This is a genomic window from Spongiibacter taiwanensis, from assembly GCF_023702635.1.
GTDB lineage: Bacteria > Pseudomonadota > Gammaproteobacteria > Pseudomonadales > Spongiibacteraceae > Spongiibacter > Spongiibacter taiwanensis.
In genome coordinates this window covers 1,837,039-1,860,182 of sequence record NZ_CP098455.1, presented here as the reverse complement: position 1 = coordinate 1,860,182, position 23,144 = coordinate 1,837,039, and the positions used below count along the sequence as shown (strand labels likewise).

The following is a 23,144-nucleotide window of genomic DNA, read 5'->3' as shown; positions in this document are numbered from 1 at the left end:
TATCGGCGCTTTTCTTGCCAAGCGCATCCGGCGGCTTGCCGCGGTTCTTCGGGTTTGCCCACCGGCCCTTTACCGATTAAATGCCTAATACCAGCGCCGGGTGGAGACCCACGGAGGCCGCCATGTGGCGCAGAATCACCTCGAGTACATTGATCAGCAGGAACACCAGAATTGGTGAAAAATCGAGGCCGCCCATATTGGGTAGCAGCTTTCGGAACGGCGCCATCACCGGCTCGGTGAGTTGCTGTAACAATTGCACGGCGGGGTTGTAACTGCCCTGGGCCACCCAGCTCAGAATGATGCTGGCGATGATGGCAACGAAGTAGATGTTGAGCAGTGCGCCGCACAGTCCCAGCACGGACCACAGCAGAATTTGGGCTGGGTTGGGGAACAGGCCAAAGTAGAGCTGGGCGAGCAGGGTAATACCAATGGCCTGGACGATCAGGGCGCATAGCAATGACGCGCTATCAATACTCCACAGTGGCGGCAAAATTCGCCGCAGGGGCAGCACCACTGGGTTGGTCGCCTTCACCAGATGTTGGCAAATAGGATTGTAAAAATCGGCTCGCACCAGTTGCAGCAGCATACGCAGCAAGAAGGCCAGCATGACCAGCGTGATGACGGTGTTCAGCAGCAGGATAGTAATTTCATTTACGGCAGACATCAGTTCTCTTCCAGCTCCTTTGCCAATTCCTCGGAGCGCACCTTGGCGCCATTGAGGGCTTTCATAAACAGGCCGCGCAGGTCACCGGCCTCAAATATGCCAATGGCGCGTTCAGTGGTGCCATTGGGTGAGGTGACCCGGCGGCGCAGCTCGGCAGCGTCCACCTCACCGTTAATGGCCATTTTCGCCGCGCCCAGGGCGGTCTGCAGTGTCAGCTTCTCGGCCAGTTCTGGAGACAAGCCAAGCTCCCGTCCAGCGGCCTGTATCGCTTCCATCACCAGAAAGAAATAGGCCGGACCGCTGCCCGACACAGCGGTAACCGCGTCCAGTTCCGTCTCGGTGTCTACCCACAGGGCAATGCCGACGGCCTCAAGAATCTGCTGGGCCTGCTGGCGCTGCGTATCAGACACCTGGTTGTTGGCGAACAGCGCGGTGGCGCCGGTCTGCACCAGGGCCGGGGTATTGGGCATACAGCGAACGATGGCCTGCCGGCCGCCAAGCCACTGATCCAGACTGGCGCTGGTGATGCCGGCTGCAATGGAAATAATGAGGGGCTTGCGGCCAGATTCAAGTAGCGGCGCGATCGATTTGGCAACGGTGGCCATAATCTGGGGTTTGACCGCCATGACCACAATATCGGCGGCGTTGACCGCTTCGGCGTTGTCGGCGGTGGTGTTAACGGGGCCCAGGGCTGCGAGTTTTGCCAGGCTGTCGGGGTTGGGGTCGCTGGCCCACAGGCTTTGTGCTGTAAATCCGCTGGCCAGCAGGCCACCGATAATGCTGGCAGCCATGTTGCCGCCGCCAATAAATGCGATGCTTGGTGCGCTCACAGATTCTCCAATCGGGTCAGTATCGGCGCGCTGGGGTCGCCGTGGGGGTCGCTCTGGCGACCGCATGGAGGCCGCAGTATATCAGGCTGGGCCAGTGGGTGAGAGTTGCGGGTTATTGCCGGGGTCCAAAGATATCACTGCCAATGCGGACGATGGTGGCACCCTCGGCGATTGCGGCCTCCATATCGCCGGACATGCCCATGGACAGGGTGTCCCACGGACACTCGGGGAGCTGCTGCTTGAGTTGCGCCAGCAGTGTGCGCACGGCGGCAAAGCTGGCCCGTTGGGCGGCGGGGTCTTTGGTGGCGGCGGGGATGGCCATCAGCCCCCGCAGGCGAATATTCGGCAGCGCAGCGATGCTGCTGGCATCAGCCAGCACCGCTTCGACGGCAAAGCCCGACTTGCTCTCCTCATTGCTGATATTGACTTGCAGGCAGATGTTGAGCGGTGCCAGATCGGTCGGGCGCTGCTCGCTCAGCCGCCGGGCAATTTTCAGGCGGTCAACGCTGTGTACCCAGTCAAATTGCTCGGCAATCTGGCGGGTTTTGTTGGATTGGATGGGCCCAATGAAATGCCAGCAAATCGCCTCTCCGGCCAGTTCCTGTTGTTTGTTAAGGGCTTCCTGTAGATAGTTTTCGCCAATGTCGTTGACACCCTCGGTCAGCACCGCTGCGATTTCCGCCGCGCTGCGGGTTTTACTGACCGCCATCAGTTTGACACTGCCTGCCTGACGACCTGATTCTTTCTCGGCAGCCCAGATTCGCTGGCGAATTGCTGCTATATTTTTGCTGATAGTGGTAGCGTCAGTCATAAAGTCTCTGCTGTCTCTGGAAACCGTTTCCCTATCGGGTTAATAATGCTGAGGCCTGCCGGGTGCCACTGCGTCAACGATAATACGGTATGGCGCATTGTGCCGTTTTTGGCCGTTAAGGAATGTTATGGATATTACTGAATTACTGGCCTTCAGTGCCAAGCAGAATGCGTCCGACCTCCATTTGTCTGCGGGACTGCCGCCGATGATCCGGGTAGATGGCGATGTCCGCCGGATCAACCTTCCCCCCCCTTGAGCACCGCGAGGTGCATGCGCTGATCTACGAGATCATGAACGACCGTCAGCGCCGGGATTACGAAGAGTTTCTGGAAACTGACTTTTCTTTTGAAGTGCCGGGGGTGGCGCGCTTCCGGGTGAACGCCTTCAACCACAATCGTGGGGCGGGCGGTGTGTTCCGGACCATCCCCTCCAAGGTCTGGACCCTGGAAGATTTGAAAATGGGTCAGGTCTTCAAGGATGTCTCCATGCTGCCTCGGGGGCTGGTGTTGGTCACCGGGCCCACCGGCTCGGGCAAATCCACCACCCTGGCGGCGATGATTGACTACATCAATGACAACAAATTCGAGCACATTCTTACTATCGAAGACCCCATCGAATTTGTTCACGATTCGAAAAAGTGCCTGGTAAACCAGCGGGAAGTGCACCGGGACACCCACGGGTTTAACGAGGCGCTGCGCTCAGCTCTGCGGGAAGACCCCGATATTATTCTGGTGGGGGAGCTGCGGGACCTGGAAACCATTCGCCTGGCCCTGACTGCGGCGGAGACCGGTCACCTGGTATTCGGTACCCTGCACACCACCTCGGCGGCCAAAACCATCGACCGGGTGGTGGACGTCTTCCCCGGTGAAGAAAAGGCCATGGTGCGCTCGATGCTGTCCGAGTCCTTGCAGGCGGTTATCTCCCAGACCTTGATTAAAAAACCGGAAGGTGGCCGGGTGGCGGCGCACGAAATCATGATCGGCACGCCGGCCATTCGAAACCTGATTCGGGAAGACAAGGTGGCGCAGATGTATTCGGCCATCCAGTCCGGCGCCAATGTCGGCATGCAAACCATGGATCAATGTTTGAAAAATCTGGTACAGAACCGCCAGATCAGCAGGGACGCTGCCAAGACCCGGGCGCGATTCCCGGAGAATTTTTAACACTCTCCACCTAGCTGGAGGCAAAAATGACCTCCAGCTGGTGCAATTCAATTAGTGTTAACAGGCCCTAGGAGCTGTCCCTTGGAAATCGAAAAACTGCTGCGGGTAATGCAGGAAAAAGGCGCATCAGATCTGTTCATCTCGGCGGGGGTGCCTCCCTCCATCAAAATAAATGGCCAGATTGCGCCGTTGAGCAGCAATTCGCTGAGTCCTGAGCAGACCCGGGAAGTGGTGATGGGGGTCATGACCGAGCAACAGCGCCGGGACTTTGTCCGGGACAAGGAATGTAATTTCGCCATCAGCGCTCGCGGTATTGGCCGGTTTCGGGTCAGCGCCTTTTACCAGCGCAACCTGGTAGGCATGGTGTTGCGCCGCATTGAAACCCAGATTCCCACCACCGATGAGCTGGGCCTGCCCGATACCATCAAGGACCTGGCGATGGCCAAGCGGGGCTTGATTATCTTTGTTGGCGCCACCGGCACCGGTAAATCCACATCCCTGGCGGCAATGATTGGGCACCGCAATAATAATTCCAAGGGGCACATCATTACGGTGGAAGACCCCATTGAATTTCTGCACCAGCACCGCGGGTGTATCGTGACCCAGCGGGAGGTGGGGATTGATACCGACTCCTTTGAAATTGCGCTGAAGAATATGCTCCGGCAGGCGCCGGATGTGATTATGATCGGCGAGGTGCGTACTCGGGAAACCATGGAGAACGCCATTACCTTCGCTGAAACCGGGCACCTGTGTTTGTGTACGCTGCACGCTAACAATGCAAACCAGGCGCTAGATCGGATTCTGCATTTCTTCCCGCCAGAGCGTCACACCCAGTTGTGGATGGACTTGTCCCTCAACCTGAAAGCCATGGTTGCCCAGCAATTGGTGCCCACCCGCAATGGCGATGGCCGCCGGGCCTGTGTGGAGATTTTGCTGAATACGCCGCTGGCTTCAGATCTGATTCGCAAAGGCGATGTTGCCGGCTTGAAAGACCTCATGCGCCAGTCCACCGAGCAGGGTATGCAAACCTTTGATCAGGCGCTGTACGATCTCTACACGCAGGGCGAAATCACCTATCAGGATGCCATCGCCCATGCCGACTCCGCCAACGACCTGCGCCTGCTAATCAAGTTGGGCGCTGATAACCGGCCGGAAACCATCAAACAGATGGCAGGCAAACTGAGCATGCAGGAAGACGACAGCAAGAGCCCTCCGCGAGGCGGGAGCTTTGGTGCTGGGACTGGGCGTCGCACCTGATTCACTTTTGATTTTTTTGGACTGTATGCATTTTGATGTGCCGTCGAGGAATCTGCGGGACATACAGTTCACTGCATTGATTGAAGTTGGCCGAAATTGACTAATTATGGACCTCTTCCAGAACGTTCTAGCTTGGTTGTTTTGGGATATGTTCACGCTAATTTGATTGCTGCTGGCGGTCATTTTTTCCTCCAGCTAGCGGAACGCCTCCCGGCCCGTCGGGTTGAGGCTAAAATTGCGCCACTGTGCGTTGCTCGGACCCAAAGCACTCGCTTTGTTCGCGGGGCCAACTTTCGTTTATTTGGAATAACCAAACTGTTCTCCTCTCGTCCGCGCTCGGCGTCCGCTGGATTGACGCTTATTGGCCACAATATTGGCAATCAAATTAGTATGAGCAGGTCCTGGCTAGCTCTGACGCAATAAAACGCTTCAATCAGACTATGGCCGACCCAGTTGGCGATGGTTGGTGTGTCCCTTGCCAATGCTTGCCCGATAAAATTCACTCCGCGCCGTCGACTTTGCTCGTTTAGAAATTCTGTTAGTGGCTTGTGCTGGCCACTATGTCTCATGCGGATCTTTTTGTGATGCCCTAGGTATGACCTGTTGGATAGGGATTAGGCGGAAGTTAATTAATCATCGATCTAAGTAGTGGTTAATACCTATTTTGACTGTGACACATTTGCCTGAAGATAATTGTGTTTAGTGACTAATTTATCAATATTACATTACATGAATAATTTTAATAGGTGGTAGTGCGATGAAACTCTCTAAATCAATCAGGTTGAAGCCGCTCATATCGGGTATCCGTCTGAATTCCAAAGCAACGATATTGAGTGGGTTGGTTGTTTTTTCCTCTGTTCCGGTCCTGGCGCAATCCGGTAAGTCGTCCGGGTCTGTTATTGAAGAGGTTGTTGTTACCGCTCAAAAGCGTCAGCAGTCGATCAGTGATGTTGGTATGTCGATCACGGCGCGTAGCGGTGAGCAACTGCAAGAGCTGGGAATTGGCGATGTAGCTGGTCTTATGAAAGTAGAGCCTAGTTTTATGGTTTCTCAGGCTTCCTATGGTACGCCGGTGTATTCCATTCGTGGTGTGGGTTACAACTCAGAGTCTCTGGCTGCCAGCCCAACGGTCAGCGTATATGTGGATGAGGTTGCTTTCGCGTTTCCCGCGTTGACCAAGGGCGCCACCCTTGATCTGGAGCGAGTGGAAATTCTCAAGGGTCCTCAGGGAACCCTATACGGGCAGAATGCAACAGGGGGGGCAATCAATTACATTGCGGCAAAACCCACCAGTACCTTCGAGGCCGGCATTGAAGGCACTTACGCGCGTTTTGACGCGATTAATGTTAATGGCTTTGTCAGCGGTCCCTTGACTGACACGCTGGGAGCGCGCTTCGCCTTTGACGTGTCGGATGGTGGTGCTTGGCAAGAGAGTTTTACACATGGTGGCGAGCTTGGTGACACCCGGCAGCAAAAATTGCGTTTGCTGCTCAGTTGGGCGCCCACTGACCGGCTCGATGTTGCGGTGAACCTGAATACCTGGACCGATGAGTCGGACACGCCAGTGACCCAGTTGATTGATCTCAACCTCCAGGATCCTACCCAGGCGGATCAAGTTCCTGATCTGGTCAATGCGCCCTTCGCACCCAATGATGCCCGTGCGGCAAACTGGTTTCCCGGGTTGCCACATGAGAATGATCAACAATTCTATCAGGCGACAGTGCGGGCTGATTACGAGGTTTCAGACGGCCTGACGCTGACTTCGCTGTCTTCGATCCAGGATTACGAACAGGATGACTGGATTAACAATGACGGGGTTGCCGTTGATGGCAATAGCCAGCGTCAGCGCGGCACGGTCGAGTCCTTTTCTCAGGAGTTTCGTGCCAGTGGTGTAGCGGTGCAAAGCCGGATGGCTTGGTTGCTGGGTGTAACCTACGCTAAAGACGAGACCGAAGAGAATTCGCTGGGTCGCTTGCCTTACACCACGCCGGCCTTTGCGTTTACGGCATTTGGTCTTGAGCCCTTTGCTGAGATCAACACCTACGCCCAGCCCACGGCGACGACCAAGGCGGTGTTCGGTAACATCGAATTCGATCTCCTCGACAATCTAAACCTGCAAGCGGGAGCACGCTACACCAAGTCCGAGATCGACTATGAGGGATGCCTGTCGGGAGATGCCGAATTTACGGCAGGTATGAACTTCATTCAGGGCTTTGTCAAAGGCGACGATGCTGAGCCGGTAGCACCGGGCGAGTGCCTGACCTTTGACTCGACCTTCACCCCCGGCATGGTGAATTCCTCTTTGAATGAGGATAACGTCTCCTGGCGGCTCGGCCTGAATTGGCATCCTTTGGAAAACACACTGTTATATACCACTGTCAGCAAAGGCTTTAAGGCCGGGTCGTTCCCGACGCTGCCCGGCACGGGTGAAGTGCAGTTTGAGCCGGTAAAGCAGGAGGAACTGCTCTCCTATGAGGTGGGTGTTAAGTCGACTGTGACGCCGCAGTTTGTGGTGAATGGCGCCGTATTTAAGTATGACTACAAAGACAAACAGCTTCGCGGCCGAATCCTGGATCCAGCGCAAGTCTTTGGTGTGATCGACGCTCTGGTCAACATTCCCGACTCGTCAGCCCAGGGGGCTGAGCTGGAAATGATCTGGATGCCTGTTCAGGGCCTGCGGCTGAATTTGGCGGCAACCTACCTGGACGCGGAGGTCGATGGTGACTTCTTCACCATTGATATCTATGAAACCGGGTCAGATGCGACCAATTATGATGGCTACAGCTTCCCCTCTACTCCTGAGTGGACTGTGGTGGCAGGTGCCCGCTATGAGTGGCCGCTGAAGGACAATCTGCTTGCCTTTGTGGGTGCAGATTACCGTTATCAGACGGAAGCGCCGAGCCTGTTCCAAGATCGAGCTACTATCGGGGAGCATCCCTCTTTGGAATCTGACGAATACGGCTTGTTGGATTTGAGAGTCGGTGTGGCGACGGCTGACGGCCGCTGGACGGTTCAACTGTTTAGTCATAATGCCTTGGACGAGTACTACGCGACCCATGAAAACCGCATCTACGATACTTCTGTGCGTTATGCAGGTAAGCCTGTGACCTACGGCATTAAAGTCGCCTACCGGTTTGAGTAGGGTATTTTAGGGATTGCCTCAGGCCGGGGAGTAAGGGAATTAAGGGCGTAGGCCGGTACTGGGTTTGCGCCTAGATCTGACGAAACCAGCTCTCCAAAATGATAGCCGCGCTGCGGCTATCTACATTCTCTTGCTTGAATGCCTTGGAGTGGCGCTGTTCAAGAATGTCGCCCTTGGCTTCAAAACTGCTTAAGCGCTCATCGCTGAATTCCACCGGCAGACCAAAGCGGCCGTGCAGGCGGTTGCCAAATTTGCGCGCCCTGGCGGAAATGTCTGATTCACTACCATCCATGTTTAGCGGCAGGCCCACGACCAGCGTGTCGGGCCGCCACTCCTTAATCAGTTTCTCCAGCTCGGCCCAGTCCGGAATGCCATCCTTGGCCTTCAGGCTGGGCAGGGAGGTGGCGCTACCCAATAAGGATTGACCCACTGCGGCGCCGATCCAGCGAGTGCCAAAGTCGAAGGCGAGAACAGAAATCGGTTTGACCATGAGGAGAAGTGATTTTTCCTGAGGGTGGTAGGGAGCGAGCCGGGCTTCAGGCGTGGCCGCTGTCGGAGCCCAGTTGAATAAAGCTGATTCCCAGCTTGGCCAGGGCGGCATCGACCCGCTTGTCGGCGGGCACTTCAAACAGGATCGCGTCCTCGGCAGGTAGGGTCAGCCAGGTATTCTCCGCCAGCTCGGCTTCGAGTTGGCCTGGCCCCCAGCCGGCATAGCCGAGGGCAATCAGCGATTGTTGGGGGCCGCTGTCCCGGGCGATGGCGTCGAGAATATCCAATGAGCTGGTCAGGCTGATTTCGCTGCTGACGTCCAGGGTGGCATCCCATTGCTCCCGGCCGCGGCGATGGAGCACAAAGCCCCGGTCGGTATGCACCGGGCCGCCGGCGTAGACCGGCTCGGCGTGGGTATGGCGGTGCTCTTTTAGTTCCAGTTGCTCGAGCACCTGGTCCACGCTCATATCCAGTGGCCGGTTGATAATCAGGCCCATGGCGCCCTCTTCATCATGCTCGCATAGATAGGTAATACTGTGGGCGAAGATGCCCTCCCGCAGTGAGGGCAGGGCGATCAGAAAGTGGTTCTTTAGCGACGCGAATGAGCTGTTCATATCGCTAGTATGGGAGAAGATTGGCCAAACACAAGTAGAAATCTGCGTCAGCGGCAGGGGGCTTGGCCCGGATGCGCCGGGTTGATGATCAACTGCCGCGGGCGTTGAGGGCGGCCTTTTCAAAGCGCCAGGTACGGACGATGCCGAGGCGATTTTTGCCATCCAGCACCTCGGCGGGAATCGCCTCGTAGGGCGCCGCTAAGCGTACAATCCGGTTGGCGGCCCGATCCAGCAGGGTGACGCCGGAGCTGCGCAGAATCTTAACCTGGTCAACGCTGCCATCGGGCTTGAGCATTAACAGCAGTCGCAACTCACCCTCAATGCCGCGGCGCCGGGCTTCCTCGGGGTAATTTGCGTTACCGATTCGCTCGACCCGTTGCTCCCAGCGATTCAGGTACAGGGCGTCCGGCGAGCCTTTGGCGGCCACTGAGGTGATGAACTTGGGGCGGGGCATGTTGGCATAGGCCTGGTTCAATTGTGCGAGCTGGGCTTCCAGGGCAGAGATGTTGTCGCTGATTTCCGTGATGTCATCCTGCTGTTGCCATTGGCGCTGTTGCAATACCGTTTTGGTACTGTGCGACGAGCTCGATCGGCTGCTGGGGGCCGTGGTGCTGATGGTGTCGGACTGTTGGGGGGTGTTGTCGCTGCGCGCCATTTTCAGCGCTTGCTCGCTGATATCGTTGTTGTGAAAGGCGCTGTCAGTTACGGCGCTCAGCTCGGCTTTTTCGTCGAGGGTGCCGCTGCCCTGCTGGTCGTGCTGGGCCAGGTAATCGGCTTTGTCGGGGGCTTCCAGGCTTTGGTAGCTGGCCACCGTTATTTCCAGGGTGGGCAGTTTGACGTCGGCTTGCTCGGGGGCAAAGCGGATGCCGAGGATCAGCGCGATATGCATCGCCGTCGCGAGCACCAGAATGAAACCCAGCCGCTCCGGTGGGCGGTGATCTTCCTGGGGCATCATCAACAGGGGCTGCTGGATCGCGCTCATGCGGCGGGGCTGCCCCGCAGGGCGAGCTTGCTGGCTAGGCAATCCATCAATTGGCCGGCGATGTCGGTGCCCATTTGGTCGTCGATTTCGCGGATGCAGGTGGGGCTGGTGACATTGATTTCGGTCAGGGCGTCGCCGATCACATCGAGACCGACAAACAGCAAGCCCTTCGCTCTGACGGTATCTTTAACCTGCTCGGCGATCCAGCGGTCCCGATCGGTGAGCGGCTGGGCGCGGCCGGTGCCGCCGGCGGCCAGGTTGCCTCGGGTCTCGCCCTTTGCGGGAATTCGGGCCAGGCAGTAGGGCACAGGCTCGCCATCAACGAGCAGTATGCGCTTGTCGCCGTCTTTGATGGCGGGCAGGTATTTTTGCGCCATGATGTTGGTGCTGCCGTGGTTTGTCAGGGTCTCAATAATGACCCCAAGATTTTTCTCTTCAGGCAGCAGGCGGAAGATCGAGCTGCCGCCCATGCCGTCCAGTGGCTTCATAATCACGTCGCCATGCTCGGCATGAAAGGCGCGCAAACGGGCTGGATCCCGGCTGACCAGATGGGGTGGTACGCACTGTGGAAACTGCAGTGCGAACAGCTTTTCGTTGCAGTCGCGCAGGCTTTGGGGGCGATTGACCACCATGGCGCCCTGCGTTTCAGCCAGCTCCAATATGTGGGTGGCGTAGAGAAACTCGTTGTCGAAGGGAGGGTCCTTGCGCATCAAAATGGCATCCAGCTCCCCCAGGGCAAGATCCCTTTCCTCGCCTAACTCATAGTATCGGGCGGGGTCGCGAAAGGTGGAAACGGTGCGAGTTTTCGCCCGCGCCTGGGCGCTACTGATATAGAGGTCCGCTGGAGTCATGTAATGCACCTGCCAACCGCGGCTCTGGGCTGCCCACAGCATGGCCAGGGTGGAGTCTTTTTTGTAGCTGATATCCTCGATGGGGTCCATCACGACCCCAAGGCTTATACTCATTGCGTACCCCGTCTCTATGGTGGTAATAATGCGTCGGGAACTTCTGTGCGGCCCGGGTCAGACTTGGGCGGGCTGGCGCGCCACAATGGCGAGAGTTTTCCCTGACTTACATTTGATGTTTAAAAGTGACGCTTATTGTAAGTCAGGAGCGCTAAATTAGCGTAATGTGGCCCAGTGCCGCAATTTCGGATTTCCCAAACCGGTATGGAAGTTGGTTTCGGGGTGAGGTGTCTGCGGGTGGCAGGCGGCCTGAGACGGATGAGCCGTCGGTTGGCTGCTTTGACATAAAGACATCGCAGTAGTCGTTGAAGGACCGCAACCCAGTATTTTCAGCTGATCGTTAAGGGCGAAACCAATGGATGCCGATTTTTCAAATCTGAAAGTGATGATTATTGACGATAGTAAGACTATCCGTCGCACCACAGAAACCTTGTTGGCAAAAGAAGGTTGCACCGTGGTGACCGCAATCGATGGTTTTGATGCCCTCGCCAAAATTGCAGACACCAAACCCGATATCATCTTTGTGGACATCATGATGCCCCGGCTGGATGGCTATCAAACCTGCGCCCTCATCAAGAATAATAGTGAATTCAAATCGACTCCCGTCATCATGTTGTCAAGTAAAGATGGTCTTTTCGACAAGGCAAAAGGGCGGATCGTTGGTTCAGATCAGTATTTGACCAAGCCTTTCAGCAAGGTCGAGCTGCTCGATGCCATCAATGCCCACGTCTCCCAGGCTCAGGCATAATCCTTGCTAACAACATGCTTGTTATCATGTGAGACGATTCGCGTTCGTTGGTGGTAGCCCCATTCGGTCCAGCCCGGTCAGTGTGACCCTTTCGGCAATTAGGGGCGGCCCTGATGCAGTGCGAAGTCTTAATGCAAGGCGCAGCAGGCGCCATGGAAATCGGCGGAGCCGCCTAGGCGGAACGCCGAGAGTGCCGGTAGTTTGGAGGAAAGAATGCCGCGGGTTTTGATTGTTGACGATTCGCCCACTGAAATTTTTAAGATGACTGAAATCCTCAATAAAAACGGGTTTCAGGTGCTCACCGCCGAAAATGGCGAGCAGGGCGTTGCGATGGCCAAGGCCGAGCAGCCCGATTTGGTGCTGATGGATATTGTCATGCCGGGGCTCAACGGCTTTCAGGCCACCCGCCAACTGAGTCGGGATCCCGACACCAGCAGTATCCCCGTCATTATTGTGACCACCAAAGATCAGGAAACAGACCGCCTGTGGGGGCAGCGTCAGGGAGCGAAAGGCTACTTGACCAAGCCGGTAGATGCCCGCGCCCTGATTAACGAGATTCGTTCGGTAATGGGCTGAACAGACGGTGAGCGACTCAGCACACACTTCCTTTCACTACCTCTGCGAAATGGCCGCACTGGCTCAGGCGGCCGAGCTGTCGCTGCCGAGCCAACGTGACAATCGCGCCTCCGCCTGGAGTGGCATCGGTTTTCGTGTCGGCGGCCAGTACTGCGTTGCCCCGATGGGCGATATCACTGAAGTGCTTCACGAGCCATTAGCGACCCGTCTCCCCGGTGTGCAGAGCTGGGTGCGCGGGGTGGCTAATGTGCGTGGCCGTCTGCTGCCGCTAATTGATTTGAGTGCATTTCTGGGCATGGCGCCTTGCTTGCGGGGCAGGGTCCTGGTGTTGGAACGGGACGAGATTTATACCGGACTGATTGTTGAAGAGGTGCTGGGCATGCAGCACTTTGACAGCAGTCTGTATGCCGATGGCGAGGGGCCGTCGGATTCGGCTTTGGGCAAGTACTTGCGCGGCAGTTACCGCCAGGGCGATCGTGAGTGGCTGGTCTTTCGCCCCAACCGCTTGCTGAACGACAGAGATTTTTTCCAGGTTGCCGCCTAGGCAGCCGGTTATTTCACACATTCAAACCTGCTGGAGTTGGGGTAAATGAAAACATTCAATCAGGGCGCCTTGACGCGACTGCGAACAAACCGGGCGGTTAGTGTGCTGGTCATACTGATCCTCATCGGGTTTGTGGGTGCGGGCCTGAACACCTTCATTATTCTTCGGGATGCGGGCTACGATCAGCGCTATCTGGAGCTCAGCGGCGAGATGCGACTGTACGCGCAGCAGATTGCCAACAGCTCGCGGGAAGCGGCGTCAGGTTCTGCTACCGCCTTTGATGAACTCGCCAGCGCCAGTGCGAACTTTAATGCGGTGCGCAAGCAACTCAGTGAAGGCAGTCGCGAGCTGCCCTCGCCCTCGGGCATGCTGGCCGAGGAAATCAGCGAGTTGAATCAGCTCTGGGCCAGACTCGATGGTTCGGTGCAAACGATCATTGGAAACCGCGACCGGATTGTGTTGCTGAACATGGTTGCCGATCAGCTGGATCAGCTGCTGCCCTCCATTCAAAGCGGTTACGGCGAAGTTGTCGATATTCTGCTGAGCAATGGTGGCGATGCTGATCAGGTTGCCGTGGCCCAACGCCAGATCTGGCTGGCCGAGCGAATTGGCCGCAACATCGACCGGATCATTGCCGGCGATGCGGGTGCCGAACAGGCGGCTCAGCAGTTTAAAGAGGATACCTCGCTGTTTGCTGGTGTTCAGGCGGCCATGCTCAGTGGTGATAGCAGCCTGAATGTGAAGCGCGTGAACAATGCGCGGGCACGGGCGCTATTGAGCGAGATGGTGGCAAGCTACGCCACCATCAGTGAGTCGATGGAGCAGGTTTTCGCGATTTCGCCTCAGTTGCTGCGTTCGGCCCAGGCCGCTAACGCCATTGTGGTGGATGTCCCTCAGATTACCCAAATCAGTACCCAATTGTCGGCGGCGATCGCCGCATTGGAAGACAAGCGACCCCTGTCGGTGCTAACGGCATTGCTATTTGTTGGCCTGATCGTGATCTCGCTGGGCCTGCTGGGTTGGCAGTCGGTACAGAATGCCCAGCAGCGTTTGCGTGAAACCGCCGAAACCAATGAGCGAAACCAGACTGCGATCTTGCGTCTGCTGGACGAGCTGGCGGATCTTGCCGACGGGGACCTGACCACCTCGGCCACGGTTACCGAAGATTTTACCGGTGCCATTGCCGACTCGATCAACTACACCATTGACCAGCTGCGGGTACTGGTTTCGCAGATTAACGATACCGCCGTGAGCGTGTCCTCTGCGGCCCAGGCGTCACAGTCCACCGCCCTGAACCTGGCTCAGGCTTCAGAGAGCCAGGCCCAGGAAATAGCCGGTGCGTCGGCGGCGATCACCGAAATGGCGGTGAGTATCGACAAGGTATCCTCCAACGCCCGGGACTCTGCCGCGGTAGCACAGCGCTCGGTAGCCATCGCCAATACCGGCGCCGAGGTGGTGCAGAATACGATCAAAGGCATGGATAACATTCGCGAGCAGATCCAGGAAACGTCGAAGCGGATCAAGCGACTGGGTGAGTCCTCCCAGGAGATCGGCGACATCGTATCCTTGATCAACGACATTGCTGACCAGACCAACATTCTGGCACTTAACGCGGCGATTCAGGCGTCGATGGCCGGTGACGCCGGCCGGGGCTTCGCGGTGGTTGCCGACGAGGTACAGCGCCTTGCGGAGCGTTCTTCCGGGGCGACCAAACAGATTGAGGCGCTGGTAAAAACGATCCAGTCCGACACCAACGAGGCGGTTATTTCGATGGAGCAAACCACCTCCGAGGTGGTTCGCGGTGCCCGCCTGGCACAGGACGCGGGCGCGGCCCTGACCGAAATCGAGACGGTTTCCCAGGAACTGGCGGAACTGATCCAGAACATCTCCAGCGCGGCGGCGGACCAGGCGGAATCGGCTGGTCAAATTTCCAGCACGATGAAAGTTATCCAGGAGATTACCTCGCAGACTTCGGCAGGTTCCACCGAAACCGCGCGCTCGATTGGTGCCCTGGCGGAAATGACCAACGACCTGCGCAGCTCGGTAGCGGGCTTCACGCTGCCGGAGCAGGGCAGCTAATCGGGGCTGCCGGAGCGACTCATGATTGATCATCGGGATTATGTCGCACTTGACTGGGTAGCCGGCGAAATCGCCGCCAACCTGGCCCAGTGCGCGTCGGCATTGGGGGAGTATCTGCACGACTCCGCTGCCGATATTGCCTTGGAGCGGGCTGAGGGTTTGTTGCTTCAGGCCCGTGGCAGCCTGCGGATGATCGAATTTAGCGGCGCGCAGCGCTTGCTCAATGAAATGGCCGAATGCGTCGCCAACCTCGACGACAATGCGCTGACCGAGCAGCAGCGGCTCCGGCGTATTCAGGTGCTGCAGGTCTTATGCGATGAGGTGCCGGCCTATCTGGCTCGCTTGCGTCGCTCGCGCTGGGAGCTGCCGGCGTCGTTGATGATTATGTTTAACGAACTGCGCTCGGTGATGGACCGGCCGCTGTTATCGTCAACACTGCTGTTTACCCCCGAAATCAAAGACCCTTTGAATTACAGTCAGCGCCCTGCCGACTTAAGCGACACGAGTTTTATCGAGTTGGCGGGGAAGTTGCGGCAAATGTACCGCCTGGCCCTGGCCGCCTGGGAACGCGGCGAAGCGCCGGAAAACAGCGTGACCTACATGGCGAAAGTCGCCGGCCGGGCCACCCGCCTGTGCGCGGGCACGCCCCAAGAATCGCTGTGGCTGGCCTCGCTGGCGCTGTTTGAGGGGCTGGCGAATGAGTCAGTAGTCAGTTGCAGTGCGGTGGATGCCATTATGGTTCGGCTGGGCTCGGCCCTGGGGCTGCTTGCCGAGCTGGGCGCCGAAGCGGCTCAGGCGCCGTTGAATCAGTCGCTGATTAAAGATGTGTTGTTTTACGTCGCCTGTTCGCCGGGCGAATCTCGTTTTGTCACTGAGGTTCAGCGCCTGTTTGTGTTGGACAAGGTGTTGGCCGACCGCGACGTTAATCTGGAGAATGCGGCGGCCGCGGAGGCCCTCACTAAGGTGGCCGCGGGTATAGCCGCCGATATGCGCTTGCTTGCCGAGCGCCTGGAGAATGGCGAGTTTCATCCGGGGCGCTTTGATCTGCGGGAAATGTCGGACGCCTTGGCGATCATTGGTGCCGGGGAAGTGCTTCACTCCCTTGATGCCATGGCGCCGCTGTTCGGCGCTGAGCTGGCCGTCGAGCAGCAACAGAACGCGGCCAAAACCCTGGTACTGCTGGCGGATACTCTTGCCGCTGAGCGAGAACTTCCCCGCACAACCCTGTTCCGCAGTGATCCCGAGGCGCAACTGGAGTTGGATTCGGCCCTGCAGGCGCTGTCTGCTCAAAGCCGGGAGGTGTTGGCCGATGCCCAGGAGCAATTGCTCAGTTTTGTCGCCGACAAATTTACCCTCGATACCATTGGTCAGCTGCCCGCACAGCTAGCCCAGTTGGTTGCCGCCTTGAACCTGGCCGAGCTGAACCGCCCGGCGGCGGTCTTGGCGCGCTGTCTGGTGTTCATCGACGAAAGGCTCTTGAAAGCCGGCTTCCAGCCCGGTTGGGAAGAGCTTGATGCGCTGGCAGACGCGATAGCCGCAATCGACTACTACCTCGAGCGCATTGTCAGCAGTTCTGATGCGGAAGACGGTGCACTGATGGCCGTGGCCGAGGAATGTGTTGCTCGCCTCGGTTACCCCGTGAGTGATCCTCTGAGTGCTGCAGACGGTATAGCGGAGCTGGTTTTTGCTCCGGCCGAGCTGCCCCCGCAAGGGCAGGGCGAGGTCGGTGCAGAGACAGGAGCCATTACCGAAGCGGCGCCCGGGGCCGGCGACGAAGCGAATGCGGCCCCTGACCAGATTCACGAGCCCGCAGCTGAAATAGCCCAGCCCCCATTTGATGAGGCGTCATCTGGCGAGGCGGTGACGGAAGGTGAGGCTGGTCAGCTACATCACTACCCCGATGGGGTCGACCCGGAAATCGCCGAGGTGTTTTTGGAAGAGGCGGGCGAGGTATTGGCGCGCCTGGCGGAGTTACTGCCCGCCTGGCATGGCCAGCTCGATAATGCCGACACCCTCGCTGACGTCCGGCGGGCCTTCCACACCCTGAAGGGCAGTGGCCGCATGGTGCAGGCTGATCAGGTTGGTGAGCTGGGTTGGGCGGTGGAAAACATGCTCAATCGGGTGATCGATGGCCGCTTTGCCATGGATGGGCCCCGCTTGGCCGTGGTTGAGGCCGCGGCGGCGCTGACGCCAGACCTGTTGCAAGCGTTCCGGCAGGGCTTGTTTGGCCCCGGCAGCAGCGAGCTTGATGCCTTGATTCAAGAGGCCAAAGTCCTCACCGAGCAGCAGTCTCCGGCGCTGTCCGCGGAGGAGGCCACAGTGCTGCCGCTCGTGTCCGCACAGGACGGCGACGCGCCCGAGGGCGAAGCGGCACCTGAGGAAGCGATCGAATATCCAGAGGTGCTGTCGGAGCCGCCGGCGGATGACAGCCTGCTGGGGATCTTTATTAATGAGGCCGACACCCACCTGACGCTGCTCGAAGAGTATCTGGCGGAGGTAGACAGTTACCCGGTAACCCTGACCGACGCGGTTCAGCGGGCGCTGCATACCTTGAAGGGTGCATCGAACATGGCCGAGGTGTGGGCGATCGCCAACCTGGTCACACCCCTTGAGGGCTTGGTCAAGGAACTGCGCTCCATGCGGATCGCCGCCGACGAGGCGCTGATCGCGATGATGAAGGACGTGGTTGACTATAGCCGCGGCCTCACCGAATCCCTGCGGCGGCAACCCCTCAGCGCCTTGCGCACCCCGGCTGAACTGCTTCAACGCTTGGAAGAGTTGTCGGCCGAGATGTTGTCTCAGGCAGAAATGTCAGCCTACAACAGCCAGGAAGGGCAGCTTGCACCGGGCGCGTTGAACAGTTTTCTGGCCAGTTTTGGTGATGAGTTGCTGCTTATTGGCGACCAGTTGGCCAGTGGTCAGATTGGCTCTGCGGAACAGCTGCGTCGCATCGCGCCGGGACTGGGGGGCTTTGCCTATCGCGCCGAAGAAATGGGCGCGGAGGCGATTGCCGAACTCAGCCACGCCTTGCAGGTTTTACTGGGTCATGCCGAAGACCCGGTTGCCGACGCGCTAACGGCCCTGGCCGCTGAGGCGGTCGATCAATTGGTCGAGCAGCTTAATCAGATTGCCGCTGAACAGGCCCCCAGCGAAAACGCCGAGCTGCTGGCGCGGATGCGCGATTTTGATCCCGCGACAAGCGGTGAGCCACCCCTGTTTCCGGTGGAAGAGGTTGATGAAACCGAGGCTGCCGACGTGGTGGATGTGACCACCATTGATGTGGACAGCGCGCTGCCGGCGGATGCTGTCGAGCCTGACGGTGATGGGCTTCACGTCGACGAGACTATGTCCGAGATAGCGCCCGAGATGGTGCCCGACACGGCGCCTGAGCGGGTGGCTGAGATGACGCCGGGCCTGTTCGATGACGATATGGATCCTGAAATCCTGCAGGTCTTCCTGGAGGAAGCGGGTGATTTGCTTGAGGTCATCGACCAGTCCATTCACAGCTGGTCAGAGAATGGCCAGGATTTGAGCGCGCTGGATAAAATTCAGCGCAGCCTGCATACCCTCAAAGGCGGGGCCCGGCTCGCAGGACTGTCTGCGCTGGGGGATGTCAGCCACGAATTTGAGACGGCGATTACCGACGCGCTCGGGCAAAGTGAACAAGATCACCCGGCCTTGCTGGCGCAGTTAAACCAGTACCAGGATCAGTTGGTGCAGATGGTCGATGGGGCCAGACAGCCCGCGTCAGTGTCTGTCGCACCGGTCTCGGCCGAGCCCGAGGCCCGCCACAGCGATTTGGCTGAATTCGATTTTGCGAAGGCGTTTGCGCCCAAAGCACAGCCCAAGCAAAGCGACGCGCTGCTGGTGGGTGGCGAGGAAGAGGGAACGGGGCTGGCGCCGCTGCGCGGTCCCCAGGAAATGATCAAGGTTTCGTCCCAGTTGCTGGAACGGCTGATCAACCTGGCGGGTGAGACCTCGATATCTCGCGCCCGGAGCGAAGAGCAGGTTGGCGAAATTCAGGCGTCACTGGAAGAAATGGAAATTACCGTCGAGCGCCTCCAGGATCAGGTGCGGCGGATGGATATGGAGACCGAGGCCCAGATTCTGTTCCGCCAGGAGCAGGTTGGCAGCGAGGGGGCTGACGGCTTTGATCCGCTGGAGTTTGACCGCTATTCCCAATTGCAACAGTACTCCCGCTCCTTGCTGGAGTCGGCGTCGGATTTGACGGACCTGCGCAGCACTTTGCTGGAAAAGAGCCGGGACATGGAAACCCTGCTGCTGCAGCAATCCCGGATTCATGCCGACCTTCAGGAAGGCTTGATGCGTTCCCAGATGGTTCACTTCTCCCGCATGGTACCCCGGCTGCGTCGCGGGGTCCGCCAGCTTGCCAGTGAGTTGGGCAAACGGGTGGAGTTTAAGGTGTATAACGCCGACGGCGAGATGGACCGCCGGGTGCTGGAGCGGATTATTCCGGCCCTGGAGCACATGCTGCGCAACTCGATTGACCACGGGATTGAGCCCGAGGCCGCGCGGCTGGCAGCGGGCAAGGCGGCGGCCGGCGAAGTGGCCATGCGCTTTGATCGCCAGGGTGGCGACGTGGTGATTGCGATCAGCGATGATGGCGGCGGGGTCAACCTGGCGGCGGTGCGCGACAAGGCCCTGAAGATGGGGCTGATCACCGAGGATGCAGTCCTCAGTGAGCGCCAGTTGCTGGAGTACATTTTCCATGCCGGTTTCAGTACCGCCAGCAATCTGACCCAGATATCCGGGCGGGGTGTGGGCATGGATGTGGTGCGCGCCGAGATCAAACAGCTGGGCGGCACCATTGATATTCGCACCGAGGCCGGTCGCGGCACCCGCTTTGAGGTTCGCCTGCCCTTTACGGTGTCGGTCAACCGGGCCCTGATGGTCAGTGCCGCCGGCGAGCCGTATGCGGTGCCCCTCAACAACATTGAAGGGATCGTGCGGGTCAGCCCGTACGAGCTGGAGGTTTACTACCAGGACGACCTCCACCTGTTTGAATATGCTGGCCAGCAATATCACCTGCGTTATCTCGGCGGTTTGGTGGGCCAGGCCACACCCAAGCTGGAGGGGCAGGTAGACCTGAAGCCGGTGCTGCTGATTCGTAATGCTGAGCCACCAACGGCGGTTCAGGTGGATTCGCTGATGGGATCACGGGAAGTCGTGGTGAAGTCACTCGGGCCGCAATTTGCTTCGGTGCCGGCGCTGTCTGGTGCGGCGGTGATGGGGGACGGCCAGGTGGTGGTCATTCTGGATATGCTCGCCGCCATTCGGGCCGACTCCGCCCGCCGGCTGCAAGCAGGCGACGACGCCAGGCTGCCCGCCCAGCCCGTCAGCGGTAATCTTCTGGTGATGGTGGTGGACGACTCGGTCACCGTGCGCAAGGTCACTTCGCGCCTGCTCGAGCGCCAACGAATGGATGTACTGCTGGCCCGGGACGGGATGGAAGCGGTGACTCTGGTGCAGGATATAGAACGCCTGCCGGATGTGGTGCTGCTGGATATTGAGATGCCGCGGATGGATGGCTTTGAAGTGCTGGTGCGTCTGCGGGGTAACCCGCGTACCCAGGATATTCCGGTCATTATGATCAGCTCGCGCACCGGCGAAAAACACCGGCAGCGCGCCGATGCCCTGGGTGTCCAGCAATTTCTGGGTAAACCCTACCAGGAGACCCAGCTGCTGCAGGCCATTAGCCAAGTCAGTCAGGCTGTTCAGGTAAACGCCAATGAATGAATTACCCCAAAGCCTGCCGTGCTTGCTATTGCCGTTGCAAAGTGGCGGGCTGATTATTCCCAACGCCAATGTTGTGGAAGTGGCGCTGGCAGGCCAGCTCAGTTCGGCAATATCTTCGCCTTTTATTCTGGGCATGATGGACTGGCGGCAAGCGCAAATTCCGGTGATGAGTTTTGAAGGCTTGTTGGCGGGCCGCATGCCCAACAATCTGGCGCTGCGTCAGGTGGCTATTCTTCGGGGGCTCCACCACCCCGGGCAGCTTCCCTATTACGGCCTGGCGCTGGCGGCGGTGCCCCAGGTGGTCCACATTGGTGCCGACGATTTGCTGCAGGTCGAGGGTGACGCGCCGACCGCCTGCCATAGCCGGGTTGGGCTCGGAGGGGCGACGCTGATGGTGCCCGATTGCGCGGTGATTGAGCAGCGCCTGCTAGATGCGTTCTCTCCGGCCGAGGCGCTGGAGTAATTTCCCCGGCCGGTTCAGGCCATATCGCCCCAACAGAATTGCAGAATGCTGATGGCTGCCAGCGGCGCCGTTTCGGTACGCAAGACCCGCGGCCCCAGCTGAAGCCCGGCAAAGCCCTGGTTCAGGCAGGCCTGCACCTCGTCGTCGGTGAGGCCTCCCTCCGGGCCGATCAGCAGGGCAACACTGGCAGGGCCTGGGCTGTCGCCGCCAAGGCGCTGGGCGGCGGTGGGGTGGAGTACCAGCTTGCGTTCACTGCGCAAGTTGTCTCGCCACTGGTCCAAAGGCTGTAGGGGCGCGAGTTCTACCAAGCGGTTGCGGCCGCTTTGCTCGCAGGCGCTGATCATCACCTGTTGCCAGTGTTGGGCTTTTTTCTCCAGCCGCTCGCCGCTAAGTTTGACGTCGACCCGCTCGCTGGTAAGGGGGCTGATGCGACTGACCCCCAGCTCGGTGGCTTTCTGAATGACCAGGTCCATGCGATCCCCCTTGGAGATGGCAATGCCCAGCTCAATGAATAGCGGGGGAGGCGGCTCCGCTGAGGCGTTCGGCGGATCGACCCGGCACTGCACGCCCTTCTTGCTCACCTCGGTAATTTGCGCGGGATAGTTCAGCCCGTCGCCGTTGAATAACACCAGGTTGCGGCCCGCCTTCATCCGCAACACCTGGCCGAGGTAATGCGCGGCCCGGCTGTCCAGCGCGTGTTCGCCGGGGCTCAGTGAGGCGGCGGTATAAATTCGCGGGATGCGCATCAGAGGGTCTTAATAAAGGCTTTGGAATTGCGCTGAAAGTTGTACAGCTGCTTCTTCGCCGGCGGCAGGTCGTCAACGGTGCACTGGACGTAGCCCTGCTCCTGAAACCAGTGGGCGGTTTGGGTCGTCAAAATGAAAACACTAGTCAGGCCCCGCTGTTTGGCCTCCCGCTCAACCTGTTCGAGTAAGCGTTCGGCCCGGTCGGCGCCCCGATAATCGGGGTGGGTGGCCACGCAGGCGATCTCGCCGGTGGCCTGCTCCGGGTAGGGGTAGAGGGCGGCGCAGGCGATGACCATGCCGTCGCGAACCAGAATTTTGAAGTGGTCTATTTCGTTCTCGAGCAGCTCTCTAGAGCGTTTGAGCAAGACTCCCTTGGCCTCAAGCGGCTCGATGATGCCCAAAATACCGCCGACGTCGTCGATGTCGGCCGTTACCATTTGCTCGTAGTGCTCCTGGGTGACCAGGGTGCCCGCGCCGTCGCGGGTGTAGAGCTCCCGCAGCAACGCGCCATCTTCGCAGAAGGACACCAAGTGGCAGCGATCAATGCCCATGTCACCGGCGTCCACCACTGCCTGCACAATGCTGTCGCGCTGCAATTCGCTGCGCTCGCTGACAATGCGGTCAACATCCCGGAACTCGCACTGCCTGACCAGCTCGCCATCGAGGTCCATCAGGCCGTCACTTTCAGTGAACAAAATGAGCTTGTCGGCCTTCAATGCCACCGCCGTGTGGACTGCGACATCCTCCGAGGTGAGGTTAAAAATCTCGCCGGTGGGGGAGTAGCCTAGTGGCGAGAGAATCACAATGTGCTGGTTATTGAGTTGGGTTTGCAGGGCATTGGCATCCACCTTGCGCACCATGCCGGTGTGCTTGAAATCGACGCCATCCACCACGCCGATGGGCCGTGCGGTAACGTAATTTCCGCTGCAGACCCGGATGGCTGCGCCGTGCATGGGCGAGTTGGCGACCCCCATCGATAGCAGGGCTTCGATTTGCGCCCGCAAAGACCCTGTGGCCGCGGTCACACAGTGTAGCTCGGCTTCTCCGGTGACCCGCAAATCGTTATGAAACTGGCTTTCGAGCCCGGCCTCCGCAACCCGCCCTTCGATTTGGGGGCGGGCACCGTGAACCAGTATCAGCCGCACGCCCAGGCTGTTAAGCAGGGCGATGTCGTGCACAATATTGGCAAAATTCGGGTGGGCAACTGCCTCCCCGCCAATCATCAAGACAAAGGTTTTGCCGCGATGGGCGTTAATGTAGGGAGCCGAATTGCGAAACCACTTAACGTAATCGGTTGGTTCAGACATAACGGAG

General features: G+C 58.7%; 17 protein-coding genes and 1 pseudogene. 9 read left to right on the top strand and 9 right to left on the bottom strand.

The genetic code is table 11. The annotated features are described in order from the left end of the window. Positions 1-76: 76 nt before the first annotated feature. The 3 genes from NCG89_RS08565 to NCG89_RS08555 all read right to left on the bottom strand — a co-directional run bounded on the left by NCG89_RS08565 (position 77) and on the right by NCG89_RS08555 (position 2,305). On the bottom strand, positions 77-664 hold the full coding sequence (locus NCG89_RS08565) for a YggT family protein (RefSeq protein ID WP_251086109.1): 588 nt from the start codon (positions 662-664) through the stop codon (positions 77-79). Continuing rightward, entirely contained in the window at positions 664-1,455 is a 792-nt protein-coding gene (gene proC / locus NCG89_RS08560) for a pyrroline-5-carboxylate reductase (protein WP_251089370.1), read from the bottom strand. Before proC ends, NCG89_RS08565 begins: the two co-directional genes overlap by 1 nt. A gap of 151 nt (positions 1,456-1,606) precedes the next feature. After that, positions 1,607-2,305, bottom strand: coding sequence for a YggS family pyridoxal phosphate-dependent enzyme (locus tag NCG89_RS08555; RefSeq protein WP_251086108.1), 699 nt, complete (start codon positions 2,303-2,305; stop codon positions 1,607-1,609). Between the two features lie 127 nt (positions 2,306-2,432). Between NCG89_RS08555 and NCG89_RS08550 the strand changes: the two are divergent. The 3 genes and pseudogenes from NCG89_RS08550 (at position 2,433) to NCG89_RS08540 (ending at position 7,867) form a co-directional block, all read left to right on the top strand. Then, positions 2,433-3,468, top strand: a pseudogene (locus NCG89_RS08550) (type IV pilus twitching motility protein PilT). A gap of 81 nt (positions 3,469-3,549) precedes the next feature. Beyond that, a complete protein-coding gene (locus tag NCG89_RS08545; protein WP_251089325.1) occupies positions 3,550-4,725 on the top strand; it encodes a PilT/PilU family type 4a pilus ATPase in 1,176 nt (391 codons plus the stop codon). 829 nt (positions 4,726-5,554) lie between these two features. Continuing rightward, a complete protein-coding gene (locus NCG89_RS08540; protein WP_251089324.1) occupies positions 5,555-7,867 on the top strand; it encodes a TonB-dependent receptor in 2,313 nt (770 codons plus the stop codon). Between the two features lie 70 nt (positions 7,868-7,937). On the opposite strand, the gene ruvX is transcribed toward NCG89_RS08540, so the two are convergent. The 4 genes from ruvX to gshB all read right to left on the bottom strand — a co-directional run bounded on the left by ruvX (position 7,938) and on the right by gshB (position 10,917). Next, a complete protein-coding gene (gene ruvX, locus NCG89_RS08535; protein WP_251089323.1) occupies positions 7,938-8,357 on the bottom strand; it encodes a Holliday junction resolvase RuvX in 420 nt (139 codons plus the stop codon). Positions 8,358-8,403: 46 nt separating this feature from the next. Further along, positions 8,404-8,970 (bottom strand): YqgE/AlgH family protein, encoded by a 567-nt coding sequence (locus NCG89_RS08530; RefSeq protein WP_251089322.1) that lies wholly within the window; start codon positions 8,968-8,970, stop codon positions 8,404-8,406. An 88-nt stretch (positions 8,971-9,058) separates the two neighbouring features. Beyond that, positions 9,059-9,952, bottom strand: a complete 894-nt coding sequence (locus NCG89_RS08525) for an energy transducer TonB (RefSeq protein ID WP_251089321.1) — start codon at positions 9,950-9,952, stop codon at positions 9,059-9,061. After that, positions 9,949-10,917, bottom strand: a complete 969-nt coding sequence (gshB, locus tag NCG89_RS08520; protein ID WP_251089320.1) for a glutathione synthase — start codon at positions 10,915-10,917, stop codon at positions 9,949-9,951. The genes NCG89_RS08525 and gshB overlap by 4 nt, the downstream gene beginning before the upstream one ends. Positions 10,918-11,272: 355 nt before the next feature. Between gshB and pilG the strand changes: the two genes are divergently transcribed. The 6 genes from pilG to NCG89_RS08490 all read left to right on the top strand — a co-directional run bounded on the left by pilG (position 11,273) and on the right by NCG89_RS08490 (position 21,084). Next, entirely contained in the window at positions 11,273-11,665 is a 393-nt protein-coding gene (gene pilG, locus NCG89_RS08515; RefSeq protein ID WP_251089319.1) for a twitching motility response regulator PilG, read from the top strand. Between the two features lie 213 nt (positions 11,666-11,878). After that, complete coding sequence (gene pilH, locus NCG89_RS08510; RefSeq protein WP_251089318.1) at positions 11,879-12,241, top strand: twitching motility response regulator PilH; 363 nt, start codon at positions 11,879-11,881, stop codon at positions 12,239-12,241. 7 nt (positions 12,242-12,248) lie between these two features. Next, positions 12,249-12,785 (top strand): chemotaxis protein CheW, encoded by a 537-nt coding sequence (locus NCG89_RS08505; protein WP_251089317.1) that lies wholly within the window; start codon positions 12,249-12,251, stop codon positions 12,783-12,785. 45 nt (positions 12,786-12,830) lie between these two features. Continuing rightward, positions 12,831-14,864, top strand: coding sequence for a methyl-accepting chemotaxis protein (locus NCG89_RS08500; protein WP_251089316.1), 2,034 nt, complete (start codon positions 12,831-12,833; stop codon positions 14,862-14,864). 21 nt (positions 14,865-14,885) lie between these two features. Then, positions 14,886-20,621: a hybrid sensor histidine kinase/response regulator gene (locus NCG89_RS08495; protein WP_251089315.1), complete on the top strand. Its 5,736-nt coding sequence runs from the start codon at positions 14,886-14,888 to the stop codon at positions 20,619-20,621. Next, a complete protein-coding gene (locus NCG89_RS08490; protein ID WP_251089314.1) occupies positions 20,614-21,084 on the top strand; it encodes a chemotaxis protein CheW in 471 nt (156 codons plus the stop codon). The genes NCG89_RS08495 and NCG89_RS08490 overlap by 8 nt, the downstream gene beginning before the upstream one ends. Before the next feature lie 14 nt (positions 21,085-21,098). Here the strand turns inward: NCG89_RS08490 and NCG89_RS08485 are convergent, their stop codons facing one another. Beyond that, entirely contained in the window at positions 21,099-21,830 is a 732-nt protein-coding gene (locus tag NCG89_RS08485) for a 16S rRNA (uracil(1498)-N(3))-methyltransferase (RefSeq protein WP_251089313.1), read from the bottom strand. Beyond that, the gene (argA, locus tag NCG89_RS08480; protein ID WP_251089312.1) at positions 21,830-23,137 is read right to left on the bottom strand and encodes an amino-acid N-acetyltransferase; all 1,308 of its coding nucleotides are present in this window, start codon (positions 23,135-23,137) and stop codon (positions 21,830-21,832) included. The genes NCG89_RS08485 and argA overlap by 1 nt, the downstream gene beginning before the upstream one ends. Positions 23,138-23,144: the final 7 nt, after the last annotated feature.